Below are 20,780 nucleotides of genomic sequence, written 5' to 3' on the forward strand. Positions count from 1 at the left end.
AAAAGGGGACAATCACATGAAAACCGCATTGAAATGGTCGATCGCGACCGCGCTCGTGTTACCAACCATTTTGCCGCTACAGGCACCGAACGTCTTGGCAGAAGTGGACGAGGATATCGTCAAGCTCCGTTTCTTAGAGACGACAGACTTACATACGAACATCACGAACTACGACTACTTCCAAGACAAGGTCGACAACACGATCGGGTTGACGAAAGTCGCGACACTCATCAATGAACATCGTACAGCCGCTGGGGAAACGAACACGTTCTTGTTCGATAACGGGGATACGATTCAGGGGACACCGTTTGGCGATTACGTCCGTGAGAGCCAAGCCGGGAAAAATGAAGCGTTTGAACATCCGATGTACAAGGCGATGGCCGCATTGAACTACGATGCCGTCACACTCGGGAACCATGAATTCAACTTTGGTCTCGAATTCTTATACAACGCGATGGAAGGGTCGAAAGGGAAACTTCGCTTCGTCAACTCGAACGTCAACGATCTAGAAGGCAACCCGATCGTCTCGAAGTTCAACGTGGATGGACAAGAGGTCCAAATCATCGAACGAGCGGTTACAGACATGGATGGGGAAACACATACGATCAAAGTCGGTGTATTTGGAGTCGTCCCTCCGAAAATCATGTCATGGGATTCGGGGAACCTTCAAGGTCGTGTGACGACAGAGGATATCATCCCTTCGGCACGTGAAGCGGTACAAAAATTGAAAGACCAGGGAGCGGACGTCGTCGTCGCCCTCGCGCATTCAGGTATCGGTGAAAGTGCAGCCCTCGCAGACGAGCAACTCGACAGCGAGGAGAACGTCGGTTACGCGCTCACGAAGATTGACGGACTCGACATGGTCATGACAGGGCATCAACACGGTCGCTTCCCAGATGCGAAAGGTATGTTCGCCTCGTTCCCGAACGTCGACATGACGAAAGGGACAATCAATGGCAAACCGGTCGTCATGGCGAATAACCAAGGGAAAGACCTCGGCGTCATCGACTTCGAGCTCGAACTCGTAGATGGGAAATGGCAAATCATCGATGCATCAGCAACGCTCGACACGGTGACGGCTGATACGGCGGTCGACCCGACGATTCAAGCGTTGATTGAAGACGACCACTTGGCGACAATCGACTATATCAACCAACCGGTCGGTGAGATTCAAGACGACATCCAAAGTTACTTCGCACTCGTCCGTGATGATGCATCAGTCCAGTTCGTGACGAATGCACAGAAATGGTATGTCGAGAAAGAACTCGAGACGAACCTGGAACTTTCAGCGTATAAAGAATTGCCACTGTTGTCAGCGGGCGCACCGTTCAAAGCCGGTGGCCGTGAATTGACGGATGCGAGCTACTACACGAACATCCCGAAAGGGCAAATCGCTTTGAAAAACGTCGCGGACCTTTATGTGTATCCGAACACGCTCGAAGTCGTCAAAGTGACAGGAAAAGATGTCATGGACTGGCTCGAGATGTCAGCGGGTGCGTTTGACCAAATCGAAGAAGATGGCGAAAATTTACTCAACCTTCAATTCCGTAGCTACAACTTCGATGTTCTCGACGGCTTGACGTATGAGATTGATGTCACGGGTCCTGCGAAGTTCGATGTCGGCGGGAAGCTCGTCAACGAGAATGCGAACCGCGTGAAAAATGTCGAATATAACGGACAACCGATCAAGATGGACCAGGAGTTCTTGGTCGCGACGAACAACTATCGCGCCGGTTCTTCATCGTTCCCAGGCCTCGGTGGCGGGAAGAACATCGTCTATCGCTCAGCGTACGAGACACGTAACGTCATCTCGGACTACATTATCGAAAGTAAAGACAAGTTAGACTACAAAGCCGACGACAACTGGAAGATCGTCGCGGACGCGAAACGTTCGGTGACATTTGAAACAGCGGATGCAGGTAAGCAGTACTTGAACCTTTACGAAGGAATCGAAGCGACAGACGCGACGCGTGAAGATGCGGCAGGTCGTCTCTTCCGCACCTATACGACTGAGCTCGAAGCGGCACCCGTTGACTTGGTACTCTCGGTCGATGTGATCAAGCCGGGTGCAAAAGTCGTTACCGGGAAGACGGCTCCATCTGCGAACGTGACGTTGAAAGATGGCAAGACGGTCCTCGCGACGACGAAAGCCGATGCACAGGGCATGTACCGTTTGACGGTCAAACCGCTCAAACTCCGTCAGTCGTTGACGATTGAAAGCGAATTGAATGGCAAGACGATGACAGAAACGAAAGTCGTCGGTGCAGGATTCGTCGGAGCGCCAGCGATTTCGAAGCGCTTGACATACACGAACACAAACGTTTTGACAGGAACGACTTCACCGGGTGCTAAAATGGTATTGAAACGTGATGGGAAACGAATCGCCTATGCGACGGCTGACACAGCAGGTAAATTTGAGTTCACAAAACGAATTGGTTTCGTTGCGGCAAGCTATGAAATCGAAGCGAAAGATGTCACAGGTAAAGTAGTGGAAACTAAATCATTTGTTCTCGAAGAACCTAAAGTGGTGACGCCGAAAAACACGAAAGGTGTGAAAATCGGCACTCGTGCATTGATTGGAAAAACGACACCGGGCGCGAAGGTCGTCTTGAAGGATGCCAAAGGAAAGCAAGTGGCGAAAGTGAAAGCGAGCTGGGCGGGAACGTATACGTTCACATTCAAAAAAGGTCTTGCGAAAGGAACGTATAAAGTCATCGCGAGTGACTATGATGGTTCTGGTGCAAAACAAGCTACATTCAAACTAAAATAAGAGTTGAACGACGTCCGATTCGGGCGTCGTTTTTTGTCGGATAAAAGTGTCTAAAATGTGAATGAAAGCCCTTACGTTATCGTTATATATTATGTATAATCAATCGTGTAATCGGTTACATGACACATGTAAACTTAAGAGCTGACGGGGATCGGCTACATACGTACGGAAAAGGGGACTGACAGATGATTACATTCTTCGTCGCACTCGCACTACTTTTGGTCGGGTATTTGGTATACGGTCGTTACGTCGAGAAGACGTTCGGCATCAAGGAGGAGCGGACGACGCCCGCCTACGCTTCCCGGGACGGCATCGACTACGTGCCGATGGGCAAGAAACGGAACTCGATGATTCAATTACTGAACATCGCCGGCGTCGGACCAATCTTTGGACCGATCATGGGAGCGCTCTACGGACCGGTCGCCTTCCTTTGGATCGTGTTCGGGTCCATCTTTGCCGGGGCGGTGCACGACTATCTGACCGGGATGATCTCCCTGCGGAATAACGGGGCACACTTGCCACAACTGGCAGAGAAGTTCCTCGGGCGCTCGCTCCGCCATGTCGTCAACGGGTTCGCACTTTTACTTCTCTTACTCGTCGGGACGGTGTTCGTCACGTCTCCGAGTAACATGATCAACAACTTGTTCGACGGGGACGCCTCGACGCTCATGTTCGTCATCTTCGGCGTGTTCGCCTACTATATCTTGGCGACGCTTCTGCCGGTCGATAAGATCATCGGGCGGATCTATCCGTTCTTCGGGGCATTACTTGTCGTCAGTGCCATCGGGATCGCGGTCAGCCTGTTCGCACAGGGCTACAAGATCCCGGAGATGACATTGACGAACATGCACCCGGACGGCCTGCCGATTTGGCCGCTCCTCTTCTTCACGATCTCGTGCGGGGCGCTCTCCGGTTTCCACGCGACACAGTCGCCGATCATCTCGCGGACGACGATGAACGAGAGTAACGGCCGAGAAATCTTCTACGGCATGATGATCGCCGAGGCGGTCATCGCGATGGTATGGGCCGGGGCGGCGATGGCCATCTTCGAGCCGGGTGAATTGCTCGGGCTCATCAACTCAGGGACGCCGGCACTCGTCGTCCAAGAAGTGGCGACACTCATGCTCGGCAGCATCGGCGGGACGCTCGCGATCCTTGGGGTCATCGTCTTGCCGATCACGTCAGGCGACACGGCGTTCCGTAGCGCCCGGATGATCATCGCGGACTACTTGTCGGTCGCACAGAAGAAGTTCTCGTCACGCCTCTGGATCGCGCTCCCACTCTTCGCGATCTCGTACGTGCTCACGAACATGGACTTCCAGATGCTCTGGCAGTACTTCAACTGGGCGAACCAGACGACGGCGGTCATCGCACTCTTCGTCGGGGCGATGTACCTCTACATCAAAGGAAACAACCACCACATCGCGCTCCTTCCGGGGACGTTCATGTTGTATGCGGTCTGGTTCTACATCTTGACGGCGCCGATCGGCTTCAAGCTCGATGGGGTCCTGCCGTACGTCATCTCGACACTCGGGACGCTGACGCTGCTCGTCCTATTCCATAGGCGGGCACGCGCGATGCGGGCGGCACAGATGGAGTGTGACATTCCAGTGAAAGAAGTTGCATAAATTTTAACACGGGCCAATCTGTGGTCCGTGTTTTTGATTGCTTTCAAATCGGGAACTGTCCATACTAGAGGGAACAGTTATGGAAGGTGGGAGCATATGGAACAAAAGCAACTAAAAGAGATGCTCCATGCCGACACGCTCGGGGAAGAGATTGCGAGCGCGATCACGCACGGCTTAGGAGTCATCTTCAGCATCGTCGCCCTCGTCTTGCTCGTCATGAGTGCGACGGAAAGCGGGAGCACGTGGAACGTCACCGCGGTCAGTGTGTTCGGGGTATCTATGATTTTACTCTATCTCTTCTCGACACTCATGCACGCCATCCCGCATCCACGGGCGAAACGAGTGCTACAAGTGTTCGACCACGCGGGCATCTACTTACTCATCGCCGGAAGCTACACACCGTTCGCCCTTGTGACCCTTCACGGGACGCTCGGTTGGATTCTTTTTGGGATTGTGTGGGGTGTGGCGATTCTCGGGATCGTCTGGAAGCTATTTTCGACCGGGAAGTACATGTGGGTATCGAATGTGACATATCTCGCACTCGGCTGGATCTGTATTATCGCCATCCGCCCATTGTACGAATCACTCGGTCATCAAGGATTCATGCTTCTCCTCGCGGGAGGGATCGCCTATTCGGTCGGAATCGTGTTTTATGTGTGGCAAAAACTGCCGTTCAATCATGCGATTTGGCACTTGTTCGTGTTAGCGGGAAGTGTGCTCATCTTCCTGAGTATTCTGCTCTATGTCGCACCTTCGACAAGCCTATAAGACAGCCGTCCTACGGGGCGTCTGTCTTTTTTGAAAACGAAGGAAGAAAGTGTTGAAAACGGTTACAAAAATACAGACGGATTGACGTTTGTGTGTCATAATAATTTCAGACATCATCATAGAGATAGATGGGTGTAAAAGTAAGGGGGACAATCAGATGGAAAAAGTGTTGCGCGATGGATTTATCTACATGTCACAAAACAAAACACTCAACAGTTTGGCAAAGAAATATGGCCTACGATTTGGTGCATCACGCTTTGTAGCAGGGGAAGACTTTAAGGCGTCTGTTCCGACGATTCGCGAACTAAACGCGAAGGGCTTGTCGGTCACAGTCGATCATCTCGGGGAATTTATTCAGACAGTCGAAGAAGCAAATACGAATCGCGATGAAATCATTCGTGCGGTTGAAATTATGGCAGAAGAGCAATTAGATGCCTATATGTCACTCAAACTGACGTCACTCGGATTCGATATATCGGACGAGTTGATCGAAGACAACATGCGTCACATTTTGACGGTCGCACAAGAAGTAGGGGTCTTTGTGGCCATCGATATGGAAGATGAGCAGCGTTGTGAGAAGACGCTTGAGCTGTTCAAAAAGCTGAAAGCGGAATTTGATGGCCTCGGGACGGTCATCCAATCGTACTTGTACCGCTCAGAAGATGATATTAATCATCTCGCGCCGCTCAAGCCGAACCTCCGCATCGTCAAAGGGGCATATAAAGAGCCAGCGACGGTCGCGTTCCCAGAAAAAGAGGACGTCGACCACAATTACTTGAAACTCGTCAAACTCCACCTGGCGAACGGAAACTACGCATCCATCGCGACACACGATGACCATATGATTGACGACGTGATCGAACACGTCAAAGAAAACAACATCCCGCTCGACCAGTTCGAGTTCCAGATGTTATACGGGATCCGCGTCGAGCGCCAACTCGAGCTCGTGCGCCAAGGATACAAAGTCCGTGTCTACGTGCCGTACGGCCGTGACTGGTACGGCTACTTCATGCGCCGCCTCGCGGAACGCCCGGCAAACGTAGCATTCGTGTTAAAGGGAATGGTGAAGAAATAAATCAAGCACACGAGTTCATGTTGAACTCGTGTGCTTTTCTGTGTGTAGATATTTTTCGAGTATTCGATTGATTTCACTTTGTTCGACTTCGGTAATCCCATCTTTCATTTTCGGGATAATCAAAGCTTCATCCTCTTCATAATAAAGGAAGCGATACGACTCGTCTTGATATACGCGAAGAATAGATGTCCAAGGAACTTGTGTCGTTCGGTGGATACTACCGCGAACGGCGTGCATTTCGACGTGAGTTTCAGAAAACTGAAGCGTAATGTCTTTTGGCCAAACGTTCTGTTTTTTGAGGATGCGACGGATTTGCCAAAGGTAGAGTGGGGCATGTAAATCCTTTAACAGTGGTCTAAGTAATAGAGCGAACAATATCCCGATTCCGAATGTGATCAACAATCGGGTCATCGTTGATTCGAGGTTAGGCACTAACAAGATTGTAGCAATGTACCCAAGCGCGAATAGCGGAATATTCATATATTTCAACCATACGCTGCGAATTCGTTTATGTTGATCAGAATGGTGAATCATGTCGTTTTGGAAAGCTGAAAAATCTTCAAGCGTCAGTTTGTACGTGGTGACCATAGCCTCTGCTCCTTTGTAGTTTGTCATATGCATGTATGTCTAGGGAATATTGAACCTTGAATATAGTTGCTTAGAGAGTGATATTTAAGTGTTTTTGTAACAAGCGATTGATGGTTGTTTGATTAGTCTCACGCAACTTTCGCTTCGGTATAATAATTGCTTCCGTCGCTTCGATGTATAGATAATAGTTGGTTTCGTCTTCATTTACTCTTTCAATTGCTTCCCATGAGACTCGAACCTGTTTATTGACGGCGTTGTGGAGAGAGTTGACTTCAATCCCGTCCTCATAAATTGATAATGTCAAGTCACGAGGCCATTTCGATTCCTGTCGAAACATGGAACGTAATAGTTTCAGCCTAACTGTAAAATGCACTTTCTTGAAGAATGGGAACAAGAGAAGAGGTGCTATAACAGCGACACCAACAGCGAGTAAGAGGATGACGGCGGCGGACATTGTTTCGGGTAACAAGGTGATTGCGAGGGCAAATCCATAAAAAGCTGTCAGCAACATGAGTACAATCGTGATAAGTACAGATTTCCGTTTTTCCGAAACCGAGTTTTCAATAAATTTTTTTTGTAGCATGAAAAAATCATTTTGTGTCAATTGATAATGAATCATCTATCACTAACTCCTTCCTTTCATCTGATTAACGAGGTAATGTCTGTTAACCACTGTATCATGTAGTGGATTAATTTCCCATAAAAAAAGACTCAGTACCTGATTACTGAGCCTGTTTCAAAATTATCCATTAATCACCGTACCACCATTGACGTGAATGACTTGACCACTGACGTATGTCGAATCATCGCTTGCGAGATAGACGTATGCCGGTGCGAGCTCGGCCGGTTGTCCCGGACGTTTCATACCGGACGAGTCTCCGAACGATTTGACTTTCTCCGCGTCAAACGTTGATGGGATGAGCGGTGTCCAAATCGGTCCCGGGGCGACCCCGTTGACGCGAATCTTCTTGTCCGCCAAGTTTTTGGCGAGGGAGCGGGTGAACGCCGTAATGGCACCTTTCGTCGACGCATAGTCGATCAATTGGTCGTTTCCTTCATATGCCGTGATGGAAGTCGTATTGATGATGCTCGCCCCTTCTTTTAAGTAAGGGAGCGCGGCTTTCGTTAAGTAGAACATGCTGAAGATGTTCGTACGGAACGTCTTCTCGAGTTGTTCGTCCGAGATGTCGAGAAGTGATTCCTGCGGATGCTGCTCGGCGGCGTTGTTGACGAGAATATCGATGTGTCCGAACGTTTCGAGCGTCTCTTCGACAACTTGCTGGCAGAATGAAGATTCTCCGAGATCCCCTTGAAGGAGCAGACAGGCTTGACCTAAGTCCTCGATCCGTTCTTTCGTCGCTTCCGCGTCCTCAAGTTCGTTTTGGTCTTTGTAGACGATGACGGAGTTCGCGCCTTCATGGGCGAAGAAAATGGCGACCGACTTCCCAATCCCGGAATCTCCACCGGTGATGATGGCGACCTTGTCTTTTAACTTGTCACTTCCTTTATAATCTTCTCGTTCATAGATGGGGAAAGGTTCCATCTTCGAATCGATCCCTGGTTGATGCGCCTGTTCTTGGGCACTCTTTTGGAACGACTCAAAATCCTTTCGATTGCCGGTAGTATTTAAACGATTATCTCGCATGTATACGTTCCCCTTTCTAAATTTGACTCTTTTTGTTTATACCACACCCGTTGAAAACTAATCGTTCATTCAAAAAATGGAATGAAATTGAAAAATGAACGCTTGCGAATGAATGTTCATTCATTTATGATAGAAGAGTAAACACGATGGTGATTGCGATTTTTTTTACGCGTGAAATGAATCACTATTCATTCTCATTTTAGGGGGGAACACTATGACGAGTCACATCGAACAATCAACCGACCTCCGTTTGACGAACTCAATTCGTTTTGCGGTCGTCATCGGTTCAGGAGTAATGGGGGCGGGGATTGCGGCTCACTTGGCGAACGCGGGGATTCGTTCGCTCATGCTCGACATCGTACCACGTGAATTGACAGCCAAAGAGGAAGCGAAAGGATTGACGCTCGAGTCACCTGAAGTACGGAATCGTATCGCCTCAGAAAACCGGCAAAAGCTATTGAAACAAAATCCAGCACCACTCGCGACAGCCGACCACCTCAACTTCATCGAAGTCGGGAACTTAGAGGATGACTTGGAGCGCTTGAAAGAGGCGGACTGGATCATCGAAGTCGTCGTCGAGCGCCTCGATGTGAAGCAACAGCTCTTCGAGAAGATTGCACCTTACATCCGTGAAGATGCGATCCTCAGCTCGAACACGTCAGGGATTTCAATCGAAGCGATGGCAAGTGCCCTTCCGGAAGGATTGAAATCACGCTTCCTCGGCACGCACTTCTTCAACCCACCGCGTTACTTGAAGTTGCTCGAACTCATCCCGACGGAGCAGACAGCCCGTCCGGTCATCGACTTCATGTCACGTTTCGCGGAAGACCGTCTCGGAAAAGGTGTCGTCGAAGCAAAAGACACACCAAACTTCATCGGGAACCGCATCGGGACGTACGGTCTTCTCGTCACGTTCGAAGAGATGCTCAAGCAAAACGCCTCAATCGGAGAAATGGATTCAATCACGGGTCCACTCATCGGTCGTCCGAAATCTGCGACGTTCCGCACACTCGACGTCGTCGGAATCGACACGTTCGTCCACGTGGCAGGTAACGTCTATGAGACACTCGAATCAGGCGAAGAGAAGGACACCTTCGACGTTCCCGCAGAAATGAAGCAACTCGTCGAAAAAGGATGGGTCGGACAAAAGGCCGGTCAAGGCTTCTATAAGAAAGAAGGCAAGGTCATTCAGGAATTGAACCTTCAGACGTTCGAATACGAACAATTGAAAGCGATTACAGGTGCTGAACTCGATCAAATCAAGTCACTTCCTGGATCGAAGGCGAAATTGAAAGGCGCTATCTTGAACAAAGGTCGCATCGGACAATTGCTCTGGCCAATCACGGCGAAGACGCTCGCTTACTCGGCGCGTCTCACTGGAGAAATCGCCGATACGATCGTCGCTATCGATGACGCGATGAAGTGGGGCTTCGGTTGGAAGTTTGGACCGTTCGAGATGTGGGATGCCCTCGGTGTTGAAAAATCAGTCGAGCGCATGAAAGCGGAAGGTTATGACGTCCCGGCATGGATCGATGAGATGCTTGCTGCAGGTAATACGTCATTCTACAAGGGAGACCAGTATTACGATAAAGCGTCGAAGGCGTATGTCGAGAAGACCGTCAACCCGAAAGAATTGAAGCTCAAACCGCTCGCAAAATCAAACGGCATCATCTTGGAGAACGGTGGGGCACGCCTCGTCGACATCGGCGATGACGTCGTCGCACTCGAGTTCACGTCACCAAACAACGCAATCGGAGTCGACATCATGCAGATGATTGAACAATCGATCGACCGTGTCGAGCAAGACTTCAAAGGGATGGTCCTCGCCAACGATGGCAAGAACTTCTGTGTCGGCGCGAACCTTGCGATGATGCTTATGGAAGCAGAAGACGAGAACTGGTTCGAACTCGATTGGATCATCAACAAGTTCCAACAAGCCGTTCAAAAGATTCGCTATTCAAGTCGCCCGGTCGTCGCCGCACCATACGGCATGACGCTAGGTGGTGGGACGGAAATCAGCTTGCCGGCAGCGCGTATGCAAGCCGCGCTTGAGACATACATGGGTCTCGTCGAAGTCGGGGTCGGACTCATCCCAGGTGGGGGCGGAAACGTCAACACGTATCGTCGTCTCCTTGAGCAGACGCCAAAATCGATGCAAAACATTGAGAAGGCTGCACAGCAGACGTTCGAGAACATCGCGATGGCGAAAGTATCGAAGTCGGCATTTGATGCGAAGACGCTCGGTTACCACCGTGCGGTCGACGGAATCTCAATGAACCGTGACCACTTAACGTTCGATGCGAAACAGACGGTCCTTGAACTGGCTGACGGGTACACGGCACCCGTTCGCGAGAAGTTACCGGTCGTCGGTCAAACGGGTAAAGCGACGCTCGAACTCGCGGCGTATGAAATGTTCTATGGTGGTTATATTTCAGAGCACGATTTGAAGATTGCGAAGAAACTCGCATACGTCATCAGCGGTGGCGATTTGGCATACGGTACGCTCGTCGACGAGCAGTACTTCCTCGACATCGAGCGTGAAGCCTTCTTGAGCCTCATCGGGGAGCCGAAGTCACAACAACGGATGCAACATATGCTCGTGAAAGGCAAACCACTACGGAACTGATAAAGGGGGACAAAACAGATGAGGGAAGCAGTCATCGTAGCCGGCGCACGGACGCCGGTCGGAAAAGCAAAGCGCGGTTCGTTCCGTAACGTTCGTTCGGACGAGCTCGCGGGATATGCCATCAAGGCAACGCTTGAGCGTTCAGGATATAAAGGCCCGATTGATGACGTCATCATGGGTTGTGCGATGCCAGAAGCGGAGCAAGGGATGAACATCGCTCGCTATGCGGCGGTCCGGGGGGGACTGTCGCACGAAGTACCAGCGATTACCATCAACCGCTACTGCTCGTCAGGCCTTCAAGCTATTGCGGATGCAGCGGCAAAAATCATGATCGGTCAAGCGACGGCAATCATCGCCGGCGGTATGGAATCGATGAGCCAAGTCCCGATGGGTGGTCACGTCATCCGTCCAAACCCACACATCATGGAGACGGCACCAGAGTACTACATGAGCATGGGTCATACGGCAGAACGTGTCGCGGCTGAATATAATATCTCGCGTGAGGACCAAGATGCATTCGCCATCAACAGTCACCAAAAAGCGGCGGCAGCCATCGCAGGTGGCAAGTTCCAAGAAGAGATTGCCCCTGTGACGGTCATTGAGCGCGTACTCGGTGAAGACGGAAAAGTCGCTGAAGTGGAGAAGGTCGTGAAGCATGACGAAGGTGTCCGTGCCGACTCGACGGTTGAAGCGCTAGGCAAACTCCGTCCTGCGTTCAAAATCAAAGGTTCGGTCACAGCAGGTAACGCCTCACAAGTTTCAGACGGAGCGGCAGCTGTCCTCGTTATGGACCGTGAAGAAGCAGAACGCCAAGGGTTACAACCGATGGCGAAGTTCCTCTCGTTCGCGGTCGGCGGTGTCCGCCCGGAAGTGATGGGAATCGGTCCGATCGTCGCCATTCCAAAAGCACTCGAGATGGCTGGTGTGAAGTTAGAAGAGGTCGGATTGTTCGAGTTGAACGAAGCGTTCGCGAGTCAGTCACTCGGTGTCATCCGGGAACTCGGAATTGATCCGTCGAAAGTAAACGTGAACGGAGGCGCTATCGCCCTCGGCCACCCGCTTGGATGTACAGGAGCAAAACTTTCGGTCTCGATCTTGCATGAGATGAAACGACGCAATGAGAAGTATGGGGTTGTCACGATGTGTATCGGCGGCGGTATGGGCGCGGCTGGTGTCTTCGAATTACTTTAAGGGGGAATCGGATATGGAACGTACAGAACATGAATTGATTAAAGGCGGTAGCTTCGTCATTGACGAACTCGACGCAGCGCGTCTCTTCACTCCAGAGGATTTTTCAGATGAGCATAAGATGATCGGGGACACGACAGCAGGATTTGTTGATGACCGTGTCATGCCAGTCCTCGGACGCATCGAGAAACATGAGTTCGACCTCTCTGTCGAATTGTTGAAAGAAGCAGGAGAGCTCGGACTCCTCGGAGCAGACGTTCCAGAAGAGTACGGTGGCTACCAGCTTGATAAAATCTCATCTTCCATCATTACGGAGCGTTTTGCGAAAGCGCGTTCGTTTGCACTCAGCTACGGCGCACACGTTGGGATTGGGACGCTCCCGATCGTCTTCTTCGGATCAGAAGAGCAAAAACACAAGTACTTGCCAAAACTCGCGACAGGCGAATGGATTGCAGCTTACGCACTCACTGAGCCGGGCTCAGGATCTGACGCCCTCGGTGCGAAGTCAACAGCTGTCTTGAACGAGGCGGGCACGCACTACGTCTTGAACGGTGAGAAGCAATGGATTACAAACGCCGGTTTCGCAAACGTCTTCGTCGTCTACGCGAAAATCGATGGCGACAAGTTCAGTGCCTTCATCGTCGAGCGTGACTTCAAAGGAGTTTCAACAGGCGCAGAAGAGCAGAAGATGGGAATCAAGGGATCGTCGACACGTACGCTCATCCTTGAAGATGTTGAAGTACCAGTCGACAACCTTCTCGGTGAAGTCGGAAAAGGCCACGTCATCGCCTTCAACATCTTGAACGTCGGTCGTTACAAACTCGCAGTCGGAGCAGTCGGGTCTTCAAAACGTGCATTCGACCTCTCGGTACAATACGCGAACGAGCGCAAGCAGTTCAAGACACCGATCAGTCAATTCCCGCTCATCCAAGAAAAACTCGCAACGATGGCAGCGAATATCTATGCGATGGAAAGTTCGGTCTACCGTACAGGTGGCTTGTTCCAAGACAGCCTCGACGCACTCGGTGACGAGAATATGCGTGATGGATCGAAAGTTGCACAAGCGATCGCGGAATACGCGATTGAATGCTCACTCAACAAAGTGTTCGCTTCTGAAACATTCGACTATGTCGTCGATGAAGCGGTTCAAATCCACGGTGGATACGGATTCATGGCAGAATATGAAGTCGAGAACCTCTACCGTGACTCACGCATCAACCGAATCTTCGAAGGAACGAACGAAATCAACCGTTTAATCGTACCAGGTACGCTCCTCAAGAAAGCGATGAAAGGTGAATTGCCACTTCTCGCAGAAGCACAAAAACTTCAAAAAGAGCTCATGAGCTACATGCCACAAGAATTGGACGGCTCACCGCTCGCACGTGAGAAGATGCTCCTTGCGAACATGAAGAAAATTCACTTGATGGTCGCTGGTACAGCGGTACAGAAGTATCAACAAGACCTTCAAAACGAACAAGAAATCTTGGCGAAGATCGCAGACATGATCAGTGCCATCTACGCGCTTGAAGCAGCGATCGCTCGTACAGACAAAGCGATCGCACGTACAGGCGAAGAGAAGAACACGCTCAAAGTCCGCTACACAGAAATTTTTGCGGAGCAAGTATTCAAACAAGTCGAACTCATGGCGAAAGAAGTGTTGTACGCAGCGGCGTCTGGTGACGAGCAGCGTATGCTTCTCTCGGCGATGAAGAAGTTCAGCCGCTACCAGCCAATCAATGTGATCGGTACGAAGCGTGAAGTCGCAGCGAGCCTCATCAAAGCGAATAAGTTTATCGTCTAATCAAATTGACAGAAAGGGTGGACCGGACGCGGTCGGCCCTTTCTTTTTTTGAGCTCTGCCACGTACAATAGAGACGAGGGGGAGAGACGATGAAAAGACGAGATGTATTACTCGACCGGATGGAGCGAATTGGACGGTCCGTTGCCGAACATGACGGCACGCTCATGTTGCTTGCATTAGGATCGATTGGACAAGAGACAGAACGGCTAGATGATTATTCCGACCTCGATTTCTTTTTGATTGTCGAGGACGGGCATAAGGCACGCTTTATTGACCGACTTGACTGGCTCGAAGTCGAACCGCTTCACTATCAGTTCCAAAATACGAAAGACGGGCATAAAATCATGTATCACGATGGTATTTATGGGGAATTTGCCGTCTTTGAAGTGCACGAACTCGCGACAATCGCTTACACGCCGGGGCGCGTCGTTTGGAGACGTGATGAGGCGCTAGATGTGTTCGCGACACCGGACCTCGCTATCGAACGTCATGCATCCTCTTATTACTACGAAGAAGCATTGACGAATCTATATGTGGGCTTGTTACGCGAACGTCGAGGGGAGACGCTTGCCGGATTCGAGCTCATCCAAGTCGCAGCCGTTCAAAATGTCTTGAAAGCAATCGGTGAACAAGGCGACGCCTTCAACCCGACACGTCGGGTCGAGTCGAGACATCCGCAGATGATTTCTTTCCTGTTGGGCGGGGTATTAGGATATGGCAGATCAGGCGTCGCGGCGTCGGCCATCTTACGTTTTATCGAAGAGCGACATGTTGTCAACACGACGATAAAGCGGGAAATCGAGCGGTTGCTTGAGACGTGAATTGATTTCTCAGAATATGCTACATTGATGAGAGAGGTGATGAACAGATGGTGACACTATACGGCTATCCACCATGCAGTACGTGCAAAAAAGCAGAAAAATGGTTGAAAGAGCAAGGGATCGATTATACATACGTCCATATCGTCGAATCGACGCCGACGCAAGAAGAACTCGCTGATTTATGGAAGCAATCGGATTTACCGCTCAAGAAATTCTTCAACACGAGCGGGCAAGTTTACCGGAATGAAGGAATTAAAGACAAGTTGCCACATTTATCAGAAGACGAACAACTCGAGTTATTAACGAGCAATGGTATGCTTTTGAAGCGACCAATCGTCACAAATGGTGAAAAAACGACCGTCGGATTTTCAGAAAAGTCCTTTACGGACGTTTGGGGCTAAGTGCTATAATACAGATGTGAGTCTAATTTATTTGAGGGGGAAGTTAGGATGAGCAAAGTACCAGCAAATTTACGTTATTCAAAAGAACATGAATGGGTAGAAGTCAACGGAACGAAAGCCCGCATCGGCATCACGGATTTCGCACAGAGCGAGCTAGGGGATATCGTGTTTGTCGAACTCCCAGAAGTCGATGGTACAATTTTGCTCGACGAGCCATTCGGTTCGGTCGAATCAGTGAAGACGGTCTCTGAGTTGTATGCGCCGGTATCAGGACGTATCACAGCAGTGAACGAAGACCTCGCGGATTCTCCAGAACTCGTCAACGAGTCACCGTTTGAAAACGCATGGATGGTCGAAGTCGAATTGACGGAAGAGTCAGACCTCGACAAACTCATGTCTGCGGAAGAATACGAAGCGATGATTCAAGGATAATCAAAACCGGCCTCTCCCGAATCGGAGAAGCCGTTTTTTTGTTTACTCGAAGTCGAGGCGGTAGTGATCGGATTTGATGAGCGTCGCTCGTTCAAACACGAGATAGAAGAATATTCTAAAATTTCAACAGAGCACGATTTTTGAATGAGAATCCATTGCCCATTATAATGACAGGAGAGGTGAGAAGAATGATTACAGACGGATACTTATATATATACGCCCCGATGTGTGGTACATGCGCTGTGGCGGAGAAAATGTTGACGGTCGTCGAAGCGGTCGACCCTGACATTAAAATTGAAAAGCGGGATGCGAACTATATCCCAAAAGAGCTTGAAGCATATCAGGTGATGAGTGTTCCGGCACTATTGAAGCTTGAAAACGGCAAGGTGCGAGATCGTCTTTACGCGTTTCAAAATGTGCAACACGTCCTCTCTTTCATGAAGTAAGAGAGGAGCATTAGAATAATCTGAAAATTTTAAATAATCAGTTGACACAGAAAGTTCACGAATGGTATATTCATTACAACATCTTACTTGAACACAAAATAGGACGCGATATTCCCGACATCAAGACGTTTTAGCGAAGCCGCTGCTACACTTTACACGAATACACGTCAGTCTTCCCTTCGATTGTCCCCCAAAAAAATCAAGCGAAGAGAGACGTTTCGTATAATCGCACGGTCCAAGCTAAGATTGAGTGGTGATTGGTGAATCTCCCCCATGTAAGGGTGGAAATCTTGAACGGGCAAAAGATTCTCATCTATGGGCTGTCCTTCCGTGACTCAAGGTGCTACGTTCTGTGTCGTCCTCGGACGGCACCTTTTTTTAATTTTTTGAAAAAAGGATTTGACAGCAGAAAAAGCTGTCGCTATGATAAAGCTAATCGAATATACAACACTCTTATCAAGAGAGGCTGAGGGACTGGCCCTATGACGCCCAGCAACCGCGGAGTAATCCGAAATGGTGCTAATTCCAGCAAGGTGAAAACCTTGAAAGATGAGAGCAATCGTTGTCCGTACGATAAAGTGCGCACGTTTGCTCAAACGTGTGCGCTTTTTTTGTTGTCAGGAGGGAAATATATTGATTCAATTACGAAACGTCGCCAAATGGTTCGATACGAAAAATGGTCGTGTCCAGGCGGTTGATGATGTATCACTAACGATTGATCGCGGTGAAATTTTTGGAATAATCGGATATTCAGGGGCAGGGAAGTCAACGCTCATCCGATTGCTCAATCGTCTCGAATCACCATCAAGCGGTGAAATCGAAGTTGCCGGGAGCGAGCTGACGAAACTCAGCCCGAAAGAATTACGAGGTGTCCGTAAAAACGTCTCGATGGTCTTCCAACACTTTAACCTTCTATGGTCGCGTACGGTCGCAGAAAATATCAGTTTTCCGCTCGAGCTGATTGGGGTGCCGGCAAGTGAGCGGAAACGTCGGGTTCAAGAACTCGTCGAACTCGTTGGATTGGCCGGTCGCGAGGACAGCTATCCGTCACAATTATCGGGCGGTCAAAAGCAGCGAGTCGGGATCGCACGCGCGCTCGCTACAGATCCAGAGGTGCTCCTCTGTGACGAAGCAACGAGTGCACTCGACCCAAAGACGACGGATTCGATTCTCGAGCTGCTCGTCAGCATCAATAAAAAACTCGGATTGACGATCGTCCTCATCACGCATGAGATGCACGTGATTCAAAAGATCTGTCACCGAGTCGCCGTGATGGAAGCAGGAAAAGTCGTCGAGACGGGTCAAGTCTCTGATGTGTTCCAACATCCGGAACAACTGATCACGAAAGAGTTCGTCAAACAAATCGGAGCAGTCGACGATTTGTCGCTCACGTTCGAACATTTGAAGGAACGGTACCCGAGCGGTCAAGTCGTCAAATTGAAATTCTTGAACGAGACGGCAGAGCACCCGATTTTGTCTGACGTTCTTAAAACACATGACATCGGATTCAACATCATCGGCGGGAACGTGACACAATCACAAGTCGGTGCGCTCGGCACGCTATTCATCCAATTGATTGGGGAAGCAAGTGAAATCGAACGCGCCATCGCATCGATTCGTTCGCAATCCGTAGAAGTGGAGGTGGAAAGCGATGTTTCCTAACGTAGACTGGCAAATCATGATGGAACAGACATGGGAGACGTTGTATATGACGCTCGTCGCAGGCGTCGCGACATTTTTGATCGGACTCGCTTTAGGTTTGGTTCTCTATATTACAAACGAATCGCTATTATTGAAGAATCGTCCGATTTACGTCTTTGTCAGCGCGATCGTCAACGTGTTCCGTTCGATCCCGTTCATCATTTTGATTATCTTACTCATCCCGTTCACGCTGTTCTTACTCGATACGATGCTCGGTTCGACGGCGGCGCTTCCGGCGCTCATCATCGGCGCGGCACCGTTCTATGCTCGAATGGTCGAACTTGCGCTTCGCGAAGTAGACCGCGGGGTCATCGAGGCGGCAGAGTCGATGGGAGCGACGAAATGGCAGATCATCTATAAAGTGTTAATTCCTGAAGCGCTCCCGGCGCTCGTCTCCGGGATTACAGTGACCATCGTTGCAATCGTCGGCTATACGGCGATGGCCGGAGTCGTCGGAGGCGGCGGTCTCGGGAACTTGGCCTATTTGGAAGGGTTCCAGCGTTCACAAAACGACGTCACGTTCGTGGCGACGGTGCTCATCTTGTTGATCGTGTTCGTCATCCAGTTCATCGGTGACCGACTCGTTACAAAAATTGATAAACGTTCAGCTTAATACAACATATATTATTTGGAGGGATTCATTATGAAAACTTGGAAAACAGTACTCGGATTGACAGCTTTATCAGCATTCACGGTTCTCGCGGCTTGCGGCGGAGAAGAGGCAGACTCGGGGTCTGGCGATGAAAAAACATTGATCGTCGGTGCATCGAACGTACCGCACGCTGAGATTTTAGAGCACGTCCAAGAAGAATATGAGGCAAAAGGGTACAAGCTTGAAATCAAGAAGTTCCAAGACTACGTACTTCCGAACAAGACGCTCGCGAGCGGGGAGCTCGATGCGAACTACTTCCAACACGAGCCGTACCTCAAGTCACAAATGGCTGAGAACAAAGATTACAAATTCGCCTCAGCAGGTGGCGTCCACATCGAGCCGATCGGGGTCTACTCACAAACTTACAAATCGCTCGATGAACTTCCGGAAGGGGCAGAAATCATCATGAGTTCATCGGTCGCTGACCACGGACGAATTCTTACGATGCTCCAATCAGAAGGACTCATCACACTCGCAGAAGGCAAAACAGTCGATGCGACAGTATCTGATATCGTTGACAACCCGAAAGACTTAGAGTTCAAGACGGACGTAGAAGCGACTTTACTCACAACGGCATTTAAAAATGGAGAAGGCGATGCGGTCCTTATCAATACGAACTATGCGATTGACGCAGGTCTCAACCCGCTTGAAGATGCCATCGCACTTGAAGGGGAAGATTCACCATACGTCAACTTAATCGTCACACGTGAAGGGGACGAAGAAGATGAGCGTGTCAAGGCACTCCTCGAAGTGTTGACGTCTGAAGAGACACAGCAATGGATCTTAGACGAATACAAAGGTGCGGTCGTACCGGTACAACAATAAATCAGCTCGACTCAGGGGTCATCCCCTGAGTCTTTTTTTGTCTAGTGTTCTTTCATGAAGAGAAGTACACTACATATATGAAAGAAAAGGGGGGATTTGGATGAAGTTCAGACAGATTCATCCACTGACGTGGGGCGTCTTGTTCGGGACGTTTTTTGCACGACTGGCGACGTTTTTTGTCATGCCATTTTTTGCGATTTATTTGGCCACGCTCGGCTTTTCAGCGAGTGTGATTGGAACGATCTTTGCCGTGACGGCACTTTCGGGCCTGTTCATGAGTTTCTTTGGAGGGACGCTATCTGACCGCTATGGACGAAAACAGCTCATGCTCATCGGGATCGTGCTCAATGCCGTCACGTTCGCAGGGCTTGCGCTCGCGACAGAGCTATTTTGGTTTTACATGCTATCGATTTTGATGGGGATGTCACGCTCTTTCCTAGAACCGGCTTCACGTGCACTCATCAGTGACACGACTCAGGCAGAAGAGCGAGTCATCGTCTATAACGTCCGTTACTTTATGATCAACATCGCCGCAGCCATCGGACCACTGTTAGCAGTCGTGTTGTCACTAACTGGTGTGAAGACCGCCTTTTTTGTCGTGACCGCCGTCTACATCATATACGGCATGATCATCTCATTCTTATTCTATAAATATCCGTTTGAAGAAGGGGATGGAGTAAAGGTACGTCCGCGCCTGACGGAGACATTCCGCGTCTTGCGGGACGATCGGACGTTTCGGGCGGTCATCATCGGCATGATTTTTGCAATCATCGGCTACAGTCAGTTCAATTCGACACTTCCTCAATTCATTGCGCTGAGTGATGGGTTAGAAGACGGCTCAAGATTATTTGCTTACTTATTGACGACGAACGCCATCACGGTCCTCATCGTCCAGTATCCGATTATGCGTTTCGGGATTCGTGTGTCCCCGATCAAATCGCTCTTTTTCGGCATCTCGACACTATCGTTCGGGCTGTTGTTGATTGGATTTGCTACAGTGGAATGGGTCCTCTTTGTCGCAATGGTCATTTTCACGGTCGGTGAAGTGTTGATGTTCACGATGACGGACGTCTTAACGGATGAACTTGCGCCGGAACATTTGCGGGGAACTTATTTTGGAGCGATGGGATTGACGTCGCTCGGACAGACGATTGGGCCGATTATCGGGGGCGTGTTACTCGATACGTTTGGTCAATCTTCGCTTCCGGTATTCGGTAGTTTGGCGATATTGACAGGATGCGGTTCCTTCTTCTTCGCCGCTGCTGTACGAGAACGAAAAGCTGTTCTCGCACTCGTGGAGGAGACTGCCGGCTAATGTCTTGATTTCCTACTATTAGCATTCTCAACTTTTATCATTCTATTGAGAATGAATCGTAAGGTGAGTCGCTTGAAATAAAAAATCGACTAGTCTAA

General features: G+C 49.8%; 18 protein-coding genes and 1 riboswitch. Of the genes, 15 read left to right on the top strand and 3 right to left on the bottom strand.

What is annotated here, in order from left to right; genetic code table 11:
• The first annotated feature begins 16 nt into the window (after window positions 1-16).
• From P400_RS15040 to P400_RS0106825, 4 genes are all read left to right on the top strand, one after another.
• Window positions 17-2,770, top strand: coding sequence for a bifunctional 2',3'-cyclic-nucleotide 2'-phosphodiesterase/3'-nucleotidase (locus P400_RS15040; protein ID WP_034770934.1), 2,754 nt, complete (start codon window positions 17-19; stop codon window positions 2,768-2,770).
• 185 nt (window positions 2,771-2,955) lie between these two features.
• On the top strand, window positions 2,956-4,398 hold the full coding sequence (locus P400_RS0106815; protein WP_026825467.1) for a carbon starvation CstA family protein: 1,443 nt from the start codon (window positions 2,956-2,958) through the stop codon (window positions 4,396-4,398).
• 96 nt (window positions 4,399-4,494) lie between these two features.
• The gene (trhA, locus tag P400_RS0106820; RefSeq protein WP_026825468.1) at window positions 4,495-5,166 is read left to right on the top strand and encodes a PAQR family membrane homeostasis protein TrhA; all 672 of its coding nucleotides are present in this window, start codon (window positions 4,495-4,497) and stop codon (window positions 5,164-5,166) included.
• A 157-nt stretch (window positions 5,167-5,323) separates the two neighbouring features.
• On the top strand, window positions 5,324-6,241 hold the full coding sequence (locus P400_RS0106825) for a proline dehydrogenase family protein (protein ID WP_026825469.1): 918 nt from the start codon (window positions 5,324-5,326) through the stop codon (window positions 6,239-6,241).
• 15 nt (window positions 6,242-6,256) lie between these two features.
• On the opposite strand, the gene P400_RS0106830 is transcribed toward P400_RS0106825, so the two are convergent.
• The 3 genes from P400_RS0106830 to P400_RS0106840 form a co-directional block, all read right to left on the bottom strand.
• On the bottom strand, window positions 6,257-6,829 hold the full coding sequence (locus P400_RS0106830) for a YcxB family protein (RefSeq protein WP_026825470.1): 573 nt from the start codon (window positions 6,827-6,829) through the stop codon (window positions 6,257-6,259).
• Between the two features lie 70 nt (window positions 6,830-6,899).
• Window positions 6,900-7,448 (bottom strand): YcxB family protein, encoded by a 549-nt coding sequence (locus tag P400_RS0106835; protein ID WP_026825471.1) that lies wholly within the window; start codon window positions 7,446-7,448, stop codon window positions 6,900-6,902.
• A 123-nt stretch (window positions 7,449-7,571) separates the two neighbouring features.
• Window positions 7,572-8,474, bottom strand: coding sequence for an SDR family oxidoreductase (locus P400_RS0106840; protein WP_026825472.1), 903 nt, complete (start codon window positions 8,472-8,474; stop codon window positions 7,572-7,574).
• Between the two features lie 214 nt (window positions 8,475-8,688).
• Between P400_RS0106840 and P400_RS0106845 the strand changes: the two genes are divergently transcribed.
• From P400_RS0106845 to P400_RS0106895, 11 genes are all read left to right on the top strand, one after another.
• Window positions 8,689-11,100: a 3-hydroxyacyl-CoA dehydrogenase/enoyl-CoA hydratase family protein gene (locus P400_RS0106845; RefSeq protein WP_034770937.1), complete on the top strand. Its 2,412-nt coding sequence runs from the start codon at window positions 8,689-8,691 to the stop codon at window positions 11,098-11,100.
• A gap of 18 nt (window positions 11,101-11,118) precedes the next feature.
• Window positions 11,119-12,291, top strand: coding sequence for an acetyl-CoA C-acetyltransferase (locus P400_RS0106850; protein ID WP_026825474.1), 1,173 nt, complete (start codon window positions 11,119-11,121; stop codon window positions 12,289-12,291).
• Window positions 12,292-12,304: 13 nt separating this feature from the next.
• Window positions 12,305-14,089, top strand: a complete 1,785-nt coding sequence (locus P400_RS0106855; protein ID WP_026825475.1) for an acyl-CoA dehydrogenase family protein — start codon at window positions 12,305-12,307, stop codon at window positions 14,087-14,089.
• 89 nt (window positions 14,090-14,178) lie between these two features.
• Window positions 14,179-14,910: a hypothetical protein gene (locus tag P400_RS0106860; RefSeq protein ID WP_026825476.1), complete on the top strand. Its 732-nt coding sequence runs from the start codon at window positions 14,179-14,181 to the stop codon at window positions 14,908-14,910.
• Window positions 14,911-14,957: 47 nt separating this feature from the next.
• Window positions 14,958-15,311 carry an arsenate reductase family protein gene (locus P400_RS0106865; RefSeq protein WP_026825477.1) on the top strand — a complete coding sequence of 118 codons (354 nt, stop codon included), beginning with the start codon at window positions 14,958-14,960 and terminating at the stop codon, window positions 15,309-15,311.
• Window positions 15,312-15,359: 48 nt separating this feature from the next.
• Entirely contained in the window at window positions 15,360-15,743 is a 384-nt protein-coding gene (gene gcvH / locus P400_RS0106870; protein ID WP_026825478.1) for a glycine cleavage system protein GcvH, read from the top strand.
• Between the two features lie 188 nt (window positions 15,744-15,931).
• Window positions 15,932-16,189, top strand: a complete 258-nt coding sequence (locus tag P400_RS0106875) for a thioredoxin family protein (RefSeq protein ID WP_051545961.1) — start codon at window positions 15,932-15,934, stop codon at window positions 16,187-16,189.
• Between the two features lie 450 nt (window positions 16,190-16,639).
• Window positions 16,640-16,745, top strand: a riboswitch (SAM riboswitch).
• Window positions 16,746-16,822: 77 nt separating this feature from the next.
• Window positions 16,823-17,851, top strand: a complete 1,029-nt coding sequence (locus tag P400_RS0106880; RefSeq protein ID WP_026825480.1) for a methionine ABC transporter ATP-binding protein — start codon at window positions 16,823-16,825, stop codon at window positions 17,849-17,851.
• Complete coding sequence (locus tag P400_RS0106885) at window positions 17,841-18,503, top strand: methionine ABC transporter permease (RefSeq protein WP_026825481.1); 663 nt, start codon at window positions 17,841-17,843, stop codon at window positions 18,501-18,503. The genes P400_RS0106880 and P400_RS0106885 overlap by 11 nt, the downstream gene beginning before the upstream one ends.
• 30 nt (window positions 18,504-18,533) lie before the next feature.
• Window positions 18,534-19,367 (top strand): MetQ/NlpA family ABC transporter substrate-binding protein, encoded by an 834-nt coding sequence (locus P400_RS0106890; protein WP_026825482.1) that lies wholly within the window; start codon window positions 18,534-18,536, stop codon window positions 19,365-19,367.
• A 100-nt stretch (window positions 19,368-19,467) separates the two neighbouring features.
• Window positions 19,468-20,682 (top strand): MDR family MFS transporter, encoded by a 1,215-nt coding sequence (locus P400_RS0106895; protein ID WP_026825483.1) that lies wholly within the window; start codon window positions 19,468-19,470, stop codon window positions 20,680-20,682.
• The last annotated feature ends 98 nt before the right edge of the window (window positions 20,683-20,780 follow it).

Origin of the sequence: Exiguobacterium marinum DSM 16307 (assembly GCF_000620845.1) — a bacterium.
GTDB lineage: Bacteria > Bacillota > Bacilli > Exiguobacteriales > Exiguobacteriaceae > Exiguobacterium > Exiguobacterium marinum.

Excerpts from the sequence above, each read along its gene's own strand:
- P400_RS15040 (WP_034770934.1), top strand. The coding sequence starts at position 17 with ATGAAAACCGCATTGAAATGGTCGATCGCGACCGCGCTCGTGTTACCA.
- P400_RS0106815 (WP_026825467.1), top strand. The coding sequence starts at position 2,956 with ATGATTACATTCTTCGTCGCACTCGCACTACTTTTGGTCGGGTATTTG.
- trhA (WP_026825468.1), top strand. The coding sequence starts at position 4,495 with ATGGAACAAAAGCAACTAAAAGAGATGCTCCATGCCGACACGCTCGGG.
- P400_RS0106825 (WP_026825469.1), top strand. The coding sequence starts at position 5,324 with ATGGAAAAAGTGTTGCGCGATGGATTTATCTACATGTCACAAAACAAA.
- P400_RS0106830 (WP_026825470.1), bottom strand. The coding sequence starts at position 6,829 with ATGGTCACCACGTACAAACTGACGCTTGAAGATTTTTCAGCTTTCCAA.
- P400_RS0106835 (WP_026825471.1), bottom strand. The coding sequence starts at position 7,448 with ATGATTCATTATCAATTGACACAAAATGATTTTTTCATGCTACAAAAA.
- P400_RS0106840 (WP_026825472.1), bottom strand. The coding sequence starts at position 8,474 with ATGCGAGATAATCGTTTAAATACTACCGGCAATCGAAAGGATTTTGAG.
- P400_RS0106845 (WP_034770937.1), top strand. The coding sequence starts at position 8,689 with ATGACGAGTCACATCGAACAATCAACCGACCTCCGTTTGACGAACTCA.
- P400_RS0106850 (WP_026825474.1), top strand. The coding sequence starts at position 11,119 with ATGAGGGAAGCAGTCATCGTAGCCGGCGCACGGACGCCGGTCGGAAAA.
- P400_RS0106855 (WP_026825475.1), top strand. The coding sequence starts at position 12,305 with ATGGAACGTACAGAACATGAATTGATTAAAGGCGGTAGCTTCGTCATT.
- P400_RS0106860 (WP_026825476.1), top strand. The coding sequence starts at position 14,179 with ATGAAAAGACGAGATGTATTACTCGACCGGATGGAGCGAATTGGACGG.
- P400_RS0106865 (WP_026825477.1), top strand. The coding sequence starts at position 14,958 with ATGGTGACACTATACGGCTATCCACCATGCAGTACGTGCAAAAAAGCA.
- gcvH (WP_026825478.1), top strand. The coding sequence starts at position 15,360 with ATGAGCAAAGTACCAGCAAATTTACGTTATTCAAAAGAACATGAATGG.
- P400_RS0106875 (WP_051545961.1), top strand. The coding sequence starts at position 15,932 with ATGATTACAGACGGATACTTATATATATACGCCCCGATGTGTGGTACA.
- P400_RS0106885 (WP_026825481.1), top strand. The coding sequence starts at position 17,841 with ATGTTTCCTAACGTAGACTGGCAAATCATGATGGAACAGACATGGGAG.
- P400_RS0106890 (WP_026825482.1), top strand. The coding sequence starts at position 18,534 with ATGAAAACTTGGAAAACAGTACTCGGATTGACAGCTTTATCAGCATTC.
- P400_RS0106895 (WP_026825483.1), top strand. The coding sequence starts at position 19,468 with ATGAAGTTCAGACAGATTCATCCACTGACGTGGGGCGTCTTGTTCGGG.